Raw genomic sequence first — 15,598 nt, 5'->3', positions numbered from 1 at the left:
GCAGGGCTTATCCGGCGAACGCAACGAGGAGAACAGCGATGGCACGGCTTCTGGCAATCGGCGAATGCATGGTGGAACTCGGAGACGCCGGCAGCGGCCTGCTCCGCAAGGGCTTTGCCGGCGACACGCTGAATGCCGCCTACTATGCCCGCACCTACCTGCCGACCCCTTTCGACGTCGCCTATCTCAGCGCTGTCGGCACCGATCTTCTGTCGGAGGAAATGCTCGCCTTCATGGCGGGAAAGGGCATCGTCACCGAGGATGTCAGGCAGATCGAAGGTGCCGCCCCCGGCCTCTACATGATCCATCTGAAGGATGGCGAGCGGAGCTTCTCCTACTGGCGCTCGGCCTCCGCCGCGCGAAGGCTGGCCGATGACGCCGCGCATGTCCGAAGCGCCATCGAGAAAGCCGACACGATCGTCTTCTCCGGCATCACCCTTGCCATCCTCTCGCCGGATGCGCGCGAGACGCTGATCCTCGAACTGCGCCGCGCCAGGGCCGCGGGCCGTCGCGTCGTCTTCGACCCCAACATCCGCCCTCGGCTTTGGGAAGACGCCGCAACCCTGCGATCCGTCGTCGAAGCCGGCGCCCGTGCCGCCACCGTCCTCCTGCCGAGCTTCGACGACGAGCAGGCGCATTTCGGCGACGCCGACCCCGAGGCGACGATCGCGCGCTATCGGCAATGGGGCGCCGAAACGATCCTCGTCAAGAATGGCAGCGGGGAAGCGCGCCTCGCAGCCGGCGCCGGCGACATCGTCGGCATAGCACCGCCAAAGGTCGAGACCGTGGTCGACACGACCAGTGCCGGCGACAGTTTCAACGGCGCGTTTCTGGCAAAGCTCCTCACCGGCGTCCCGCCGGCCGAAGCCGCAGCCTTTGCCGCCCGCGTCGCCGCGGCCGTCATCGCCCATCACGGCGCGCTGGTGCCGCCCGCGCATCTGCCCCAGCCATGAGCCCCTTTGCGTAAAAGCTTAGGCGAAGGACGACGGATAACCTTTGGAATCGACTCGGGAAAAGCGGTCGTTTCAGGCGCAAGGTGCCAGGGACATGCGCCGGAACGCCTGAAGAGACGTTCCGATCGATGTCGCAGTTTAGCGGCGCTTCTTGCCTTCGAACGGGTTTTCCGAAGCGCGGAGATGGATGCGGATCGGCACGCCGGGCATCTGGAAATCGGCGCGCAGGCCGTTGGTGAGATAGCGGATATAGCTCTCCGGCACGGAGTCCGGACGCGTGCATGAGATCATGAAGCCGGGCGGGCGGGCCTTGACCTGCGTCATGTATTTCAGCTTCAGGCGACGGCCGGAGACGGCCGGTGGCGGATGCTGGGTCTGCTGTGAGTCGAGCCATTTGTTGAGGCGCGCGGTGGAGATGCGGCGGTTCCAGACCTTGTCCGTGTCGATGATCGACTGCATCAGCTTGTCGAGCCCGTAGCCGGTCTGCCCGGACATGGGCACGGCGCGGATGCCGCGCGCCTGCGGCAGCAGCCGCTCGGTCTTCTCGCGCAGGTCGGCGAGCAGCGCCTGCGGATCCTCGACCAGATCCCACTTATTGAAGGCGAGCACGGCGGCGCGGCCCTCGCGGATTACCAGATCGACCAGTTGCAGATCCTGCTTTTCGAACGGAATGGTCGCATCGAAGACGATCACGACGGACTCGGCAAAGCGGATCGAGCGCAGGCTGTCGGCGACCGAGAGTTTTTCGAGCTTCTCCTGGACACGGGCCTTCTTGCGCATGCCGGCCGTATCGAACATCTTGATCGTGCGGCCGCGCCAGTCCCATTCCACCGAAATCGAGTCGCGCGTGATGCCGGCTTCGGGGCCGGTCAGCAGACGATCCTCGCCGAGGAAACGGTTGATCAGAGTCGACTTGCCCGCGTTCGGCCGCCCGATGATGGCGACGCGCAGCGGCTTCGTCTCGTCGTAAGCAGGTTCCTCATCGTCGTCGCCCTCGCCCGCCGACTTCCGCAGGTCGATATCCGTCTCGGCTTCATCCACCACGGGCGGAAAGGCCCGCTCCTCGCCGATCGCCTCGACGATGGCATCGCGCAGGTCGATCATGCCCTGGCCGTGCTCGGCCGAAATCGGGCAAGGGTCGCCGAGGCCGAGCGTGAAGGCATCGTAGAAGCCGCCGTCCGAGCCCTTGGCTTCCGACTTGTTGGCAACCAGCACGACCGGCTTGCCGCGGCGGCGCAGAAGATCGGCCAGCGTCTGGTCGGCCGGCGTCAGGCCCGCCTTGGCATCGACCACGAACAGCGTCAGGTCCGCCTCGTCGATCGCGGCCTCCGTCTGCGCCCACATACGACCTTGCAGGGTCTCGGGGCCGGATTGTTCGAGGCCGGCGGTGTCGATGATCGTGAAGCGGAGATCGACGAGCTTCGCGTCGCCCGGCCGGCGGTCGCGCGTCACGCCCGGGGTGTCGTCCACCAGCGCCAGCTTCTTGCCGACAAGGCGGTTGAACAGCGTGGACTTGCCGACATTGGGGCGGCCGACGATGGCGACGGTGAAGTTCATCTCAAAATCCTGTCGCGGCGTTCATGCCGCTGTGCCGGCCGCAGCGGCGCCCGTCATCATGACAGGCAAGGCGTTGCGACCTCTCGGTTCATTCCGCCGCGGCACACAAGGCAGCCAGCGGCATCAAAGCCTGTCGCCCGCAAGCCTGGAGCGGCTTCGGGCGACGGGTGTCAAAACGGATCTCAAGCATCATGCGCAGTCTCGTGATCGCGCAATCTGCCGGGATTTCTGTTTCTGCCGCAGTGTCCGATGCCGAGGCGTTCCCGCTTCGGCTGGACATGCTCTAGTTGGTCACTGCGCGGACGCCATGACGTCCAGAAGCATGCGGGCCCGGTTGGCAAGGCCGCGCGGCGCCTGGCTGTCGTCGACGATCTGCTGAAACCATTCCTTGGCCTTGGCCTTGTCTGCAGCCTTGTAGGCAGAAAGGCCCAGCGCTTCGCGCGCGGAGTTGCGAAGGCCGTTGCCGTCCACCGCCAGCTGCTCGGCTTCCGCCGAGACCTGCTGATAGGTGCCAGTGTCGACCAGCAGATAGGCTGCGCGAATCCGGGCGGCATCCCGCATCGGCTGCACGATCGCCTCGTTCTTCGAGATCGCGGAGAAATCGGCGATGGCGGCGGCGGTATCGCCCTTCTGCGCCTTCAAGGTTGCGGCCCGCATCTGTGCGAGAACCGGATAGGCGCCGTAGCCGTCGGCCTCCAGCTTTTCGAAGGCGGCCAGCGCCTCGTCGGACTTGTTGTCCTTGGCAAGCGTCAGGGCGGCGAGGAATTCGTCGCCCGAGGCCGAGGCCGAGGTCTCGTGCCAGTAATCATAGGCGACCTTGCCGATCGTGCCGATGACGATGAGAACCGCGAGCATCGCGAGGATGCCACCGAAGCGGAGCCAGACCGCCTTGACCTGCTCGGAGCGAAGCTCGTCATTGACCTCGCGGATGAAACTGTCGTTCTGATGCGCCATTCGGGTTCCGGCGGACCGGCCTTCTCTGCCATTTCTGTCAAAGCCGCGCTTCTAGCCTATTTCGCGCATATTGTAAGGGGGCACGGCGAAATCGCGGCAAGTGAGTATGCGCCTTCCGCCCCCCCCTCTCTGACACGGCAAGCTTGGGGGCATTATTTCCGCCTATCTCCGCTGCGACGCTTGTCGCTCCAAAGGATCGCCGTATTCCTGCCGCATGGGGCAAGCGCGCATCGTCCGTCACCCCGGGTGATGCCGCGTCTTCCTCTCCCGCTGCAGGGTCGGCCAGCCCTTCGCCCGTCTGCAGCAGGCGCATCACGTCAGGTTTTAGCATGCATGTCTCCACGACGCCTTTGGCCGCCCTCATTCTCCTGCCGCCGCTGGCGCTCATGCCCTCGGTCGCGCGGGCCGACCCGCCCCAGCCGGCAGCGGGGATCTCGCAGCCGGCACCGTCTTCGGCAACAGCGTCGAATTTCCAACAGCTCGTCATCATCTCGTTCGACGGCGCGCACGACAACACGCTCTGGGAACGCAGCCTCGCGATGAGCCGGCAGGTCGGCGCGCATTTCACCTATTTCCTCTCCTGCACGTTCCTGATGACCAAGGCGGAAGGCGGCCGGTCCTACCGGGCGAGCGGCCACAAGCAGGGTGCCTCGAATGTCGGTTACGCCCAGAGCCGCGAGGAGATCGCGACGCGGGTGCGCCACATCTGGCAGGCTCATCAGGACGGCCACGACATCGGCAGCCATGGTTGCGGCCATTTCGACGGCAAGGACTGGAGCGAGAAAGACTGGAGCGACGAATTTTCCGCCTTCGACGCGGCGCTCGACAAGGCCTGGGAGGCCGGCGGCATCGCGCAGCAGGAGCCGGACGGGTGGCGCAGCATGGTCGACGGGATCAAGGGGTTTCGCGCGCCCTACCTTTCGACCAGCACCGGCCTCGTTCCGGCAGAGCGAAAAGCGGGCCTCTCCTACGACGCCAGCCTCGTCACGAAGGGCCCGGCCTGGCCGACGCTCGAAGGCGGAGTGGAGCGCTTCGGCCTGCCGCTGATCCCCGAGGGACCGAGCGGGCGCCGCGTCATCGGCATGGATTACAACCTCTTCGTCCGCCACTCGATGGGCGTCGAGAACCGCAAGGACAGCGCCACCTTCGAAGCGCGCACGCTCAAGGCCTATCGCGATGCCTTCACCGCACAGTACGACGGCGCCCGCATCCCGCTGCAACTCGGCTTCCACTTCGTGGAAATGAACGGCGGCGCCTACTGGCGGGCACTGGAAACCTTCCTGACCGAAACCTGCGGCAAGCCGGACGTGGCCTGCGTCAGCTATGCACAGGCCCTGCCGCTGATCGAGGCACGAAAAAAGGCGGATCCCTCCGCCTTTTGATGTCTCCGCTGTCGTCCTCGGCTCGCTACGGCTTGTCGGCCGCCAGTTCGCCATCGGTCTGTTCGCGCGCCAGATAGCGCTGATCGATCTCCGGCAGCGGTTCGCCTTCAATCGCAGACTCGAATGCACGCAGGCGCTTGTAGATCGACAGAAGCTCGACGATCGTCGTCCACGAGTTCACCAAATACTGAAACGATTCCCGAACCTGCCCGAAGACGTTCTGGATCTGGTTCAGGACGCCGAGCGAAAGCTTGCCCGCGATGATGGACGGGACGAGGACGAATGTCCCGAAGAGATTGTCGGCCTGAAGATAGAAGATTCGAGCGACGTTGAAGTACATGTAGTGAAAATAGAGACGGAAATAGTTCCGGCGGACATTGGCAAACAGTTGCGCCACCGTGATGGGATCGGCGCGGTCCGCGTTATCCTCGCCATAGACGAGTTCCTTACGGTACGCCGCTTCGACCCGCTGGTTGCGGAACTCGAGCCCGGGTAGTTTGATGCCCACGGCGGCGAGAAAGACGGTACCGAACAGGGACCAGCAGATTGCCGCCCAGACGAGGGCATGCGGCACTTCGCCGATGAAGGGCAGTTCGGTGACCGTCGCGGAGAACTTGAACAGAATCGGCATAAAGGCGATCAGCGTCATCACCGAGCTGACGAGGTTGACGCCGAGACCTTCCATGGTCCGCGAAAACCGCATCGTATCGTCCTGCACACGCTGTGAGGCGCCTTCGATGTGCCGCAGCTTGTCCCAGTGCGACATGTAGAAATCGTTCATCGCGGTTCGCCAGCGGAAAACATAGTGGCTGACGAAGAAGAGGTTCAAAACGCCGACCGTGACGGCGACGAAGGCGATACCGGCAAAGCCGAGCATGCCCATGTAGAGCTGATCCGCCGTCACAGGGGCCGTGCGCGCCAAAGCTTGCTGAATGAGATCGTAGAACGGGCCGTACCAGGCATTGATCGACACGCCGACCTGCACGGAGAAATAGGTGTTGAACATGATCAGCGCAGAACCAAGGATCGACCAGTTCTGCCAGCGATGCGGACGGTAGGTGTACCAGAAGGCGGCAAACAGGCCGACCATCAGTGCGTAGTAGATATAGAACCAGAGGAATGGCGGCGACCAGAAGACCGAAACCCCGATCACCGGTTCCGTGCCCGGCGGCAGAGACGGAAGCCCTATCAGATTGCCGAACTCGCTGCCTCCCGCATACCATGCGGCGATCGCGAGCATGGTCCAGATGACGACGGATGGGAAGAAGTATCGTGGATAGGGGAAAAACGAGACAAACAAATCGAGCGCCTTCAGCTTGATGCAACGACGTCATTCGCGCCGTGACGCGAAACCGGCGCGAACCTAGGCCAATTGCCCGAGCTTCACAATCGCGGCTTCGTCAGGTTACTTGGAATTAATGAGCCGCGCCTCATAGCCCCGACGCCCTGCGGATGCCGCGGCGCTCGGCAAAGACGATCATCGCACAGAGGATCAGAACCCCGCTTGCGATCAGCGTCGGCAGCGTGAAGCTGCCGGTTATCCCGGCCAGCCAGCCGGCGACGAGCGGGCCGATGATCTGCCCGATGCCGAAGGCGGCGGTCATCACGGCGAGCGCCCGGCGCTGGCTTCCCGGTGCGAGAGCGCGGCCGATCTGCAGACCGAAGGCGGTGATCATGACGAAGGTCGCGCCCAGCAGCAGCCCGCCGGCTAGCGGCGCCGCCGGAAACGGCAGGGCGACCGTGAGGATCAGGCCGAGCGCCTCCACCACGAGCCCGATCAGATACACGCCGACGATGCCGAAGCGCGGCACCGCGCTGCGCCAGGCCGCAACGGACACGGCGGCGCTCAAACCCGTGACGAGCCAGGAGAGAAACTCGATCGTATGATCGACGGCGCCTGCCCGGGCCATGGCGACGAGGAAGGTCGCCGTGATGACATAGCCGAAGCCGAACAGGCCATAGGTCAGCGTCAACGCCGCAAAGGGTCGCGTCCAGACGAGCGGCGGCTCCGCCACCGGCACCGTGCCTGAGGTCGCGGTTCCCTCGGGCAGAAGCAGCGCCACGCAGGCGGTGCCGAGCAGCGACAGGAAGGCTCCGGCAAACCACGCCTCCCGCCAGTTCGCGAGCGCTTCGCCCTGGCCGGACGGCAAGAGCCAGACCATCAGCGACGAGGCGGCGATGCCGAGACCGACGCCCGCAAAATGCAGGGACTGCACATGGGATTTGCCGGCCGCAGCACCCCTTGTGAGCACGATCTGGGAGATCATGATCATGGTGAAGGCGCTGGCCATGCCGGCGAGAAAGCGGATCAGCGCGAACAGGAGCACGGAGTTCGTCATGCCCATGGCGCAGAGGAGCAGCGTCGTGGCGACCAGCATGCCGAGCCCGATCACCCGCTCGCGCCCTTGCGCGAAGGAGAGGCCGGCCAGCACGGCACCGAGCAGATATCCGAGGAAATTGGCGGCGGCGATCACCCCGGCCTCGCCGGGGCTCAGCGGAATGTCGAGCATCATGCCGGGCAGGATCGGCGTATAGGAGAACCGTCCGAAGCCCATGGCGACCGCCATCGCGATCGCACCGGCCAAAGCCGTGGCCAGGAGCCTCAGATCCGATCGGCGCGGTTTCAGCATCAGCCGGGCAGCGTGACGACGAGAGGGCCGTTGCGGGTGACGACGACCGTGTGCTCGTACTGCACCGTCGGCGCGCGCGGCTCGCTATAGAGCGTCCAGGCATCGTCGCCGCCTTCGGCGAACTGCCCGCCCATCGACAGGAAGGGCTCGATGGTGAACACCATTCCGTCCTCCATCCGGCGCTTCTCGTGCTTGTCCGGCCAGGTGGAGATCTCGGTCGGCTCCTCGTGCAGCGATCGGCCGACGCCGTGGCTCGCGAGGTTGGAAATCAGCGTGTAGCGGTTCTTGCGGGCAAAGGCGCCGATCGCGTTGCCGATGGAAGCCAGCGGCTTGCCCGCCTTGACCTCGTTCAGCCCCACCCACATCGCGCGCTTGCCGTCGCGGCAGAGCCGCTCGGTCGCGCGTGCGACAGGCGGCACGGCAAAGGACGCACCGGTATCGGCAAACAGCCCGCCCTTTTCCGCGGAGACATCGATGTTGACGAGGTCCCCCGCAGCGATGACGCGCGCACCGGGAATGCCATGCGCGACCTCCTCGTTGACGCTGATGCAGGTGGCGCCGGGAAACCGGTAGGACAGCTCCGGAGCCGACCGCGCGCCTTCGGCCTCCAGCGCCTTGCGGCCGATGAGGTCGAGTTCGGCCGTCGTCATTCCCGGCTCAAGGGCGGCGCCCATGATCTGCAGCGTATTGGCGCAGATCCGGCCGATCTCCTTCAGGCGCTCGAGATCGTCGTCATTTTCAAGAGTCATGATCGTTCATATCCGAAGTCTGATCCGGCGCGACAGGGTTGGAAGCCACGACGCGCCGGCAAAAACGCAAACCTATCTTTTCCGCTTCCCGCCTGCAAGGAAGGCAGGCGGGAAGCGGCATGCGGCTGGCACGGGCTCAGACGGCGCTCGCCGCCCGTGCCGCATCCTCGGCGATCCCGGCGCGCACGAGCGGCGCGACCTTCGTGCCGTAAAGCTCGATCCCACGCATGATCTGCTCGTGCGGCATCGGGCCGATCGCCATCTGCAACAGAAAGCGGTCGTTCCGGAAAATCCGGTGATGCCAGACGATCTTTTCCGCGACGGTTTCGGGATCGCCCAGAAACAGATTGCCCCGCGGGCCGATCGCCTGGTTGAAATGCGCCCGGTTGGTCGGCCCCCAGCCGCGCTCGCGGCCGATCCTGTCCATCACCTCGGCCTGCGGCCCGTAGAACTGGTCGGCTGCAGCCTGCGTCGTATCGGCGATGAACCCGTGCACGTTGATGCTGGTCTTCAGCGCCGTGGCCGGCTGCCCCGCCCGCCGGGCGGCTTCCCGGTAGAGATCGAACAGCGGCGCATAGCGCGCCGGCTCGCCGCCGATGATGGCGAGCGCCACCGGCAGGCCGAGCGCACCGGCGCGCGCAACCGACTGCGGCGTCCCGCCGACGGCCACCCACAGCGGCAGCGGCGCCTGCAACGGCCGGGGATAGACGCCGCGATCGTGCAGCGCCGCCCGCTTTTCGCCCTCCCACGTCACGATCTCGCCGCTGCGCAGCGCCATCAGCAGGTCGAGCTTCTCGGAAAACAGGTCGTCGTAATCCTCCAGCGGATAGCCGAACAGCGGAAACGATTCGATGAAGGAGCCGCGTCCCGCCATGATCTCGGCACGACCGCCCGAGAGAAGATCGAGCGTCGCAAACTGCTGGAACACGCGCACCGGATCGTCCGAGGAGAGCACGGTGACCGCGCTGCTCAGCCGGATGCGCTTGGTGCGCGCGGCCGCCGCCGCCAGCACCACGGCCGGCGACGAGACGACATAATCGGCGCGGTGATGCTCGCCGAGCCCGAATACGTCGAGCCCGACCTGATCGGCAAGCTCGATCTCGTCCAGCAGGTTTTTCAAGCGGCGTTCGCCCTCGCGGCCCTTGTCGGCGGCTTTGGGATCGACATCGCCGAAAGTATAGAGACCGAGTTCCATGATGTGCCCGTCCTGATGAAGCTGTTTCACCACACATAATCATCGCAAGCGCTTTTTCCCACAGCCAAAGGCGGAGACGCTGTGTTTACAGCCACGCGCGGGGTTTTGCTTTCGGATGCCCACAGCCGGCGGGCGAGCAGACTGCCAAAAGCAATTGTCAGCCGGCTGTCTTTGCGCTTAGTCTTGCCCGTCAAGACAAGGGGTCCTTATGACCAGCACCACCCGAACCGCCCAATCGACCGCCCAATCGACCTCTGGCAGCATCCGCTTCCTGCTCAACGACCGCGACATCGATCTGACGAACGTGGCACCGACGGCAACGCTGCTCGATTTCCTGCGGCTGGAACGCCGATTGACCGGCACCAAGGAAGGCTGCGCCGAGGGCGATTGCGGCGCCTGCACGGTTCTTGTCGGGCGTCTGGTTGCGGGAGACCTCGTCTATGAAGGCGTCAACGCCTGCATCCGTTTCGTCGGTTCGCTGAATGCCACCCATGTCGTCACCGTCGAGCATCTGGCCGCGCGCGACGGCACGCTGCATCCGGTGCAGCAGGCGATGGTGGATTACCATGGCTCGCAATGCGGTTTCTGCACGCCCGGTTTCGTCATGTCGCTGTACGGCCTCTGGCTGTCGAAGGACAATCCCGGCCGCGCCGACATCGAAAAGGCGCTGCAGGGCAATCTCTGTCGATGCACCGGCTACGAGCCGATCGTGCGCGCGGCCGAAGCCGTCGCCACCGCCCGGCCCGATGCCGTGTTCGATCCGATCCTGAAAATGCGCGCGCGCGTGATCACCTTCCTCTCGGGCCTGCCCACCCGCGAAACCATCGTGCTCGGCCCGCCCGAGGCCCGCCTCGTCGTGCCCGGCTCGGCGCAGGCGCTGGCCAAAACGCTGGCCGAATATCCGCAAGCCACTGTTGTCGCGGGTTCGACCGATGTCGGATTGTGGGTAACGAAGCAGATGCGCCCGATCAACCCCGTCATCTTCATCAACGGCCTGTCGGATCTGCAAGCGATCACCGAGACGGCCGACGGCATCACCATCGGCGCCGGCGTCACCTATTCGCGCGCCTTTTCCACCCTCGCGCGCCGCCTGCCGCCGCTCGGAAAACTGCTCGACAGGCTGGGCGGCGATCAGGTGCGCAACATGGGCACCATCGGCGGCAACATCGCCAACGGATCGCCCATCGGCGACACGCCGCCGCCTCTGATCGCGCTCGACGCCACCATCACGCTCCGCTCCCTCTCCGGCACGCGCACCGTACCGCTGCAGGATTACTTCATCGCCTATGGCCGGCAGGACCGCCATCCGGGCGAGTTCGTGGAGAGCGTTTTCGTGCCGACGCTGCCGACAGACGAGCACTTCGCGGTCTACAAAATCTCAAAACGCCGCGACGAGGACATCTCCGCGCTCTGCGCCGCCTTCCGTCTCGCGGTGTCCGGGGAAGGCCTCGTCACATCCGCCCGCATCGCCTTCGGCGGCATGGCCGGCACGCCAAAGCGCGCCACGGCGGTCGAGGATGCGCTGATCGGCAAGCCCTGGACCGAGGACACCGTCACCGCGGCCCGCCCGGCCTTCGACGTCGATTACCAGCCTCTCAGCGACTGGCGCGCCACCAGCGCCTATCGCACGCTGACCGCCAGGAACCTGCTGTTGCGGTTCTATCTGGAAACATCGGGCGCGCCGGCGGAACTGGTGCGCTTCGACGCCGCGGAATGAGATCTCGCGGTTCGGTTCGGCGCTGCAAATGAAAGAAGGCCGCAAGGTCAAGGAGACGCATCATGGACAGCTCGACCTTCGAGGAGCGCAAGATCATCCGCGGCGGCATGCACCGGAACCTGCGCCACGACAGCGCGCACAAGCATGTGGCGGGCAGTGCCGACTATATCGACGACATGCCCGAGCCGGCGGGAACGCTGCACGCGGCCCTCGGCCTGACCGACCGCGCCCATGCCGAGATCGTCTCGATGGATCTCGGCGCCGTCGAAGCCTATCCCGGCGTCGTCTGCGTTCTCACCGCGCGCGACATGCCGCATTCCAACGACATCAGCCCGAGCCACCTCGATGACGAACCGGTGCTGGCGGATGGCCGAGTCGAATTCCACGGCCAGGCCGCTTTCGCCGTCATCGCCGAAACGCGCGACGCGGCCCGCCGCGCCGCCCGTCTTGCAAAAATCACCTACAACGACCTGCCGCACGCGATCGACGTGACGGAAGCGCGCGCGGCCGGCGGAAAACTCGTGACCAAGCCGCTGACCCTGTCGCGCGGCGATGCCGCCACCGAAATGCAGCACGCGCCGCGCCGCGTGAAAGGCGAGATGCGCATCGGCGGGCAGGAGCATTTCTATCTCGAAAGCCACATCGCCTTCGCCATTCCCGGCGAAGACGACGACATCACGGTCTGGTCCTCCACCCAGCATCCGAGCGAAATCCAGCATATGGTCGCCCATGTGCTCGGCGTCCCCTCCAATGCGGTGACCGTCCAGGTCCGCCGCATGGGCGGCGGCTTCGGCGGCAAGGAAACGCAGGGCAACCAGTTCGCGGTCATCGCCGCCGTCGCCGCGAAGAGGCTGAACCGCCCCGTCAAGTTCCGCCCCGACCGCGACGAGGACATGGCCTGCACCGGCAAGCGCCATGACTTTCTGGTCGAGTACGATGTCGGCTTCGATGACGACGGTCGCATCCATGCGGTAGACGCAACCTTCGCCGCGCGTTGCGGCTATTCTTCCGATCTCTCCGGCCCGGTCACCGATCGCGCCCTCTTCCACGCGGATGGCGCCTATTTCTATCCGCATGTACGCCTGACCTCCGAGCCGCTGAAGACCAACACGGTGTCCAACACCGCCTATCGCGGTTTTGGCGGACCGCAGGGCATCGTCGGCGCCGAACGCATGATCGAGGAAATCGCCTATGCGCTCGGCAAGGACACGCTCGAGATCCGCAAGCGGAACTTCTACGGCGAAAAGGGCTCCGGCCGCGATCTCACGCCCTATCACCAGCAGATCGAGGACAATGTCATCGGCAAGCTCGTGGCCGAACTGGAAGAGAGTGCCGACTACCAGGCGCGCCGCGCCGACATTCTCGCCTTCAACGCGCAAAGCCGCATCATCCGCAAGGGCATTGCGCTGACGCCGGTCAAGTTCGGCATCTCCTTCACCATGACCGCCTTCAACCAGGCGGGCGCGCTCGTGCATGTCTATCAGGATGGCTCGATCCACCTGAACCATGGCGGCACGGAAATGGGCCAGGGGCTCTACATCAAGATCGCGCAGGTGCTGGCCGACAGCTTCCAGGTCGATATCGACCGGGTGAAGATCACCGCGACGACGACGGGCAAGGTGCCGAATACGTCGGCCACCGCCGCCTCCTCCGGCACCGACCTCAATGGCATGGCCGCGGCCGATGCCGCCCGCCAGATCAAGGACCGGCTCGTCGCCTTCGCCGCCGAGCGCTGGCAGACCACGCCGGACAAGATCTCCTTCGTGCCGAACCATGTCCAGATCGGCGAGGAGCGCGTGCCCTTCAACGATCTCGTCAAGCAGGCCTATTTCGCCCGCATCCAGCTCTCTGCCGCCGGCTTCTACAAGACGCCGAAGATCCATTGGGACCGCAATACCGGGCGCGGCACGCCCTTTTATTATTTCGCCTATGGCGCCGCCGTCTCGGAGGTCTCGATCGACACGCTGACCGGCGAATATATGGTGGACCGCGTCGACGTGCTGCACGACGTCGGCCGCTCGCTCAACCCGGCGATCGACATCGGCCAGATCGAAGGCGGCTTCGTGCAGGGCATGGGCTGGCTGACGACGGAAGAGCTCTGGTGGGATGCCAAGGGACGTCTGCGCACCCACGCGCCTTCCACCTACAAGATCCCGCTCGCCTCCGACCGGCCTAAAATCTTCAATGTCAAACTGGCGGACTGGAGCGAAAATGGCGAGGAGACCATCGGTCGCTCCAAGGCCGTGGGCGAGCCGCCGTTCAACCTGCCGATCTCCGTGCTCGAAGCCATCTCGATGGCGGTCGCGAGCGTCGACGACTATCGTCGCTGCCCCCGCCTCGATGCGCCGGCCACGCCGGAACGCGTGCTGATGGCGGTCGAGCGCATGCGTGTCCCTTCATGAAATATGTGGTCGGCAGCCTGCAGGCGTTTCTGGCCCGCGAGGCACAGATCGTTCTGGTGGAGGTGGCGGAAACGCGTGGCTCGACCCCGCGCGAGACCGGCGCCTTCATGCTCGTTTCGCCGACCGACGCCCACGGCACCATCGGTGGCGGCCAGATGGAGCACATGGCGATCGACCACGCCCGCGCCATGCTGGCGGGCATTGCGGCGGACATCCGTCTCGACATTCCCTTGGGGCCCGAAATCGGCCAATGCTGCGGCGGCCGGGTCGCCTTGTCGTTCCGCCGGCTCGACGCGCCGGCCCGCGACGACCTCGACGCGATGCTGAACGCCCGTATCAACGGTTTCCCCGAAGTCTGGCTGTTCGGCGGCGGCCATGTCGGCCGGGCGTTGGCGGACGCGCTGGTGCTGCTGCCGGTGCGCACCTTCGCCGTGGAGACGCGCCGGAACGAACTCGACCTGATGTCATCCGGCGCGAGCCCGCGGCTGACCGCGATGCCGGAAGCCCTGGTCAAGGACATCGCCCCCGGCAGCGCGGTGATCATCGTCACGCATGACCACGCATTGGATTTTCTGATCGCACGGGAAGCCCTTGCCCGCACCGACCTTGCCTATGCCGGCATGATCGGCTCGAAGACCAAGCGGGCGACATTTGCCAGCTGGGCGCGCGACGAAGGGCTTGAGGACGCCGCCCTCTCCCGCCTGGTCCTGCCCATCGGCGGCAAGACGGTGAGCGACAAGCGCCCGGCCGTCATAGCCGCGCTGACGGCCGCCGAGGTGCTGGTCGCCCTCGACGCCTACCGCCGCTCCGCCGCCTCGTAGCGCGGGTCTCGTCCATCGAGAAAACCGAGATCGCGCTGGAGATGCTCCGGCATGCTCTCAAGGTCGAGCCGCGGATAGCGTGCCGGCAAGAACCGCGCGAGCACGGCAAGCGTTCGGCACAGGACCAGACGAACGGCATTCTTTTTCGGGGTCTGCAGGGGGATCCGATGTGTCGTCTGCGGGCGCATGGCATCACCATTGTCTCAGGGAATGGCTTGCATCATCGCCCGCAGCGTGCTCGAAATCCAATCGAACATCCGCCTGCCGCCATCAAGAGAACTGATCCATGAAGATGTCCCGACAGGTCCCGCTCAATGCCCTGCGCGTCTTCGAGGCGGTCGCGCGCCTGTCGAGTTTTACCCGCGCCGGCGAGGAACTGGGCCTCACCCAGACCGCCGTCAGCTACCAGATCAAGCTGCTTGAAGAGAACATCGGCGAACCCCTCTTCCTGCGCCGCCCCCGCCAGATCACGCTGACGGAGACCGGCGAACGGCTGCTGCCGAAAGTGAGCCAGGGGTTCGATCTGTTGGGAGAGGCGGTCGTGGCGGCGCGGCGTGCGTCGAGCGAGATTCTCATCCTGCATTCTACACCAACCTTCGCCCAGCAATGGCTGACGCGACGCCTCGGCACCTTCCAGTTCCGCCATCCGCAGATCGCCGTCCGGCTCGTCACAGGCGCGCGCATCGTTGATTTTCATACGGAAACCGCCGATATCGCCATTCGCTGGGGCACGGGGGATTGGCCGGGTCTGATCAGCCAACACCTGATGCGCCTCGATTTCGCGCCGATCCTCAGCCCGGCGCTGGCAGAAACGCATGGCGGCATCCGCGAGCCCGCCGATCTGCTGAAGCTGCCGCTCATCAGCCCGTCCGATCCGTGGTGGAAGCACTGGTTCAAGGCCGCCGGCGTCCCCGATCCGAACCTCGACACCCTGACGCCGAACGATTTTGGCGTTCAGACCTTCGACGCGGCCGCCGCCATGGCCGGACAGGGCGTCGCAATCGTCAATCCCGCCCACTATGCCGACGACATCGCCGCCGGACGCCTCATTCTTCCTTTCGACCTCCTGTGCAACGATGGCCGTGACTACTGGCTTGCCTATGCCGAGAGTCGCCGCAACGTACCGAAGATCCGTGCATTCCGGGACTGGATTTTGGAGGAGTTTGCAGGAACAGATGCTTGCTCAGAGACGGGAAAGTGCATATAGTGCACTTATGTGAGAGAGGGCAGCGCTCGCC

General features: G+C 65.3%; 13 protein-coding genes. 6 read left to right on the top strand and 7 right to left on the bottom strand.

Annotated elements, in window-relative coordinates; all coding sequences use genetic code 11:
- Positions 1-38: 38 nt before the first annotated feature.
- Complete coding sequence (locus tag C8J36_RS01540; RefSeq protein WP_132531866.1) at positions 39-953, top strand: sugar kinase; 915 nt, start codon at positions 39-41, stop codon at positions 951-953.
- 138 nt (positions 954-1,091) lie between these two features.
- Here C8J36_RS01540 and der read toward each other — a convergent pair whose 3' ends face one another.
- Both der and C8J36_RS01530 read right to left on the bottom strand, forming a co-directional pair.
- Positions 1,092-2,510, bottom strand: a complete 1,419-nt coding sequence (gene der, locus C8J36_RS01535) for a ribosome biogenesis GTPase Der (RefSeq protein WP_132531863.1) — start codon at positions 2,508-2,510, stop codon at positions 1,092-1,094.
- A 291-nt stretch (positions 2,511-2,801) separates the two neighbouring features.
- Positions 2,802-3,464, bottom strand: coding sequence for a tetratricopeptide repeat protein (locus C8J36_RS01530; RefSeq protein WP_062592136.1), 663 nt, complete (start codon positions 3,462-3,464; stop codon positions 2,802-2,804).
- A 329-nt stretch (positions 3,465-3,793) separates the two neighbouring features.
- Here C8J36_RS01530 and C8J36_RS01525 point away from each other — a divergent pair, with 329 nt between their 5' ends.
- Positions 3,794-4,846 carry a polysaccharide deacetylase gene (locus tag C8J36_RS01525; protein WP_245506423.1) on the top strand — a complete coding sequence of 351 codons (1,053 nt, stop codon included), beginning with the start codon at positions 3,794-3,796 and terminating at the stop codon, positions 4,844-4,846.
- Positions 4,847-4,871: 25 nt separating this feature from the next.
- On the opposite strand, the gene sbmA is transcribed toward C8J36_RS01525, so the two are convergent.
- The 4 genes from sbmA to C8J36_RS01505 all read right to left on the bottom strand — a co-directional run bounded on the left by sbmA (position 4,872) and on the right by C8J36_RS01505 (position 9,420).
- Positions 4,872-6,146, bottom strand: coding sequence for a peptide antibiotic transporter SbmA (gene sbmA, locus C8J36_RS01520; protein WP_062592134.1), 1,275 nt, complete (start codon positions 6,144-6,146; stop codon positions 4,872-4,874).
- Positions 6,147-6,276: 130 nt separating this feature from the next.
- Positions 6,277-7,476, bottom strand: a complete 1,200-nt coding sequence (locus C8J36_RS01515) for a YbfB/YjiJ family MFS transporter (protein ID WP_245506422.1) — start codon at positions 7,474-7,476, stop codon at positions 6,277-6,279.
- A complete protein-coding gene (map, locus tag C8J36_RS01510; RefSeq protein WP_062592132.1) occupies positions 7,476-8,225 on the bottom strand; it encodes a type I methionyl aminopeptidase in 750 nt (249 codons plus the stop codon). Before map ends, C8J36_RS01515 begins: the two co-directional genes overlap by 1 nt.
- Positions 8,226-8,361: 136 nt before the next feature.
- Positions 8,362-9,420 (bottom strand): LLM class flavin-dependent oxidoreductase, encoded by a 1,059-nt coding sequence (locus C8J36_RS01505; protein WP_132532967.1) that lies wholly within the window; start codon positions 9,418-9,420, stop codon positions 8,362-8,364.
- Positions 9,421-9,628: 208 nt separating this feature from the next.
- Here C8J36_RS01505 and xdhA point away from each other — a divergent pair, with 208 nt between their 5' ends.
- From xdhA to xdhC, 3 genes are all read left to right on the top strand, one after another.
- Entirely contained in the window at positions 9,629-11,137 is a 1,509-nt protein-coding gene (xdhA, locus tag C8J36_RS01500) for a xanthine dehydrogenase small subunit (RefSeq protein ID WP_132531860.1), read from the top strand.
- A gap of 62 nt (positions 11,138-11,199) precedes the next feature.
- Positions 11,200-13,539 (top strand): xanthine dehydrogenase molybdopterin binding subunit, encoded by a 2,340-nt coding sequence (gene xdhB, locus C8J36_RS01495; RefSeq protein ID WP_132531857.1) that lies wholly within the window; start codon positions 11,200-11,202, stop codon positions 13,537-13,539.
- On the top strand, positions 13,536-14,360 hold the full coding sequence (xdhC, locus tag C8J36_RS01490; protein WP_132531854.1) for a xanthine dehydrogenase accessory protein XdhC: 825 nt from the start codon (positions 13,536-13,538) through the stop codon (positions 14,358-14,360). The genes xdhB and xdhC overlap by 4 nt, the downstream gene beginning before the upstream one ends.
- Here the strand turns inward: xdhC and C8J36_RS01485 are convergent.
- Entirely contained in the window at positions 14,336-14,548 is a 213-nt protein-coding gene (locus tag C8J36_RS01485; protein ID WP_132531851.1) for a hypothetical protein, read from the bottom strand. The genes xdhC and C8J36_RS01485 overlap by 25 nt on opposite strands.
- Positions 14,549-14,646: 98 nt before the next feature.
- Here C8J36_RS01485 and C8J36_RS01480 point away from each other — a divergent pair, with 98 nt between their 5' ends.
- Complete coding sequence (locus C8J36_RS01480) at positions 14,647-15,567, top strand: LysR substrate-binding domain-containing protein (RefSeq protein ID WP_132531848.1); 921 nt, start codon at positions 14,647-14,649, stop codon at positions 15,565-15,567.
- Positions 15,568-15,598: the final 31 nt, after the last annotated feature.

It is taken from the genome of Rhizobium sp. PP-F2F-G48 (assembly GCF_004342335.1).
Lineage (GTDB): Bacteria > Pseudomonadota > Alphaproteobacteria > Rhizobiales > Rhizobiaceae > Ferranicluibacter.
The sequence above is the reverse complement of the archived record's forward strand: the minus strand, read 5'-3'. Positions and strand labels throughout refer to the sequence as shown.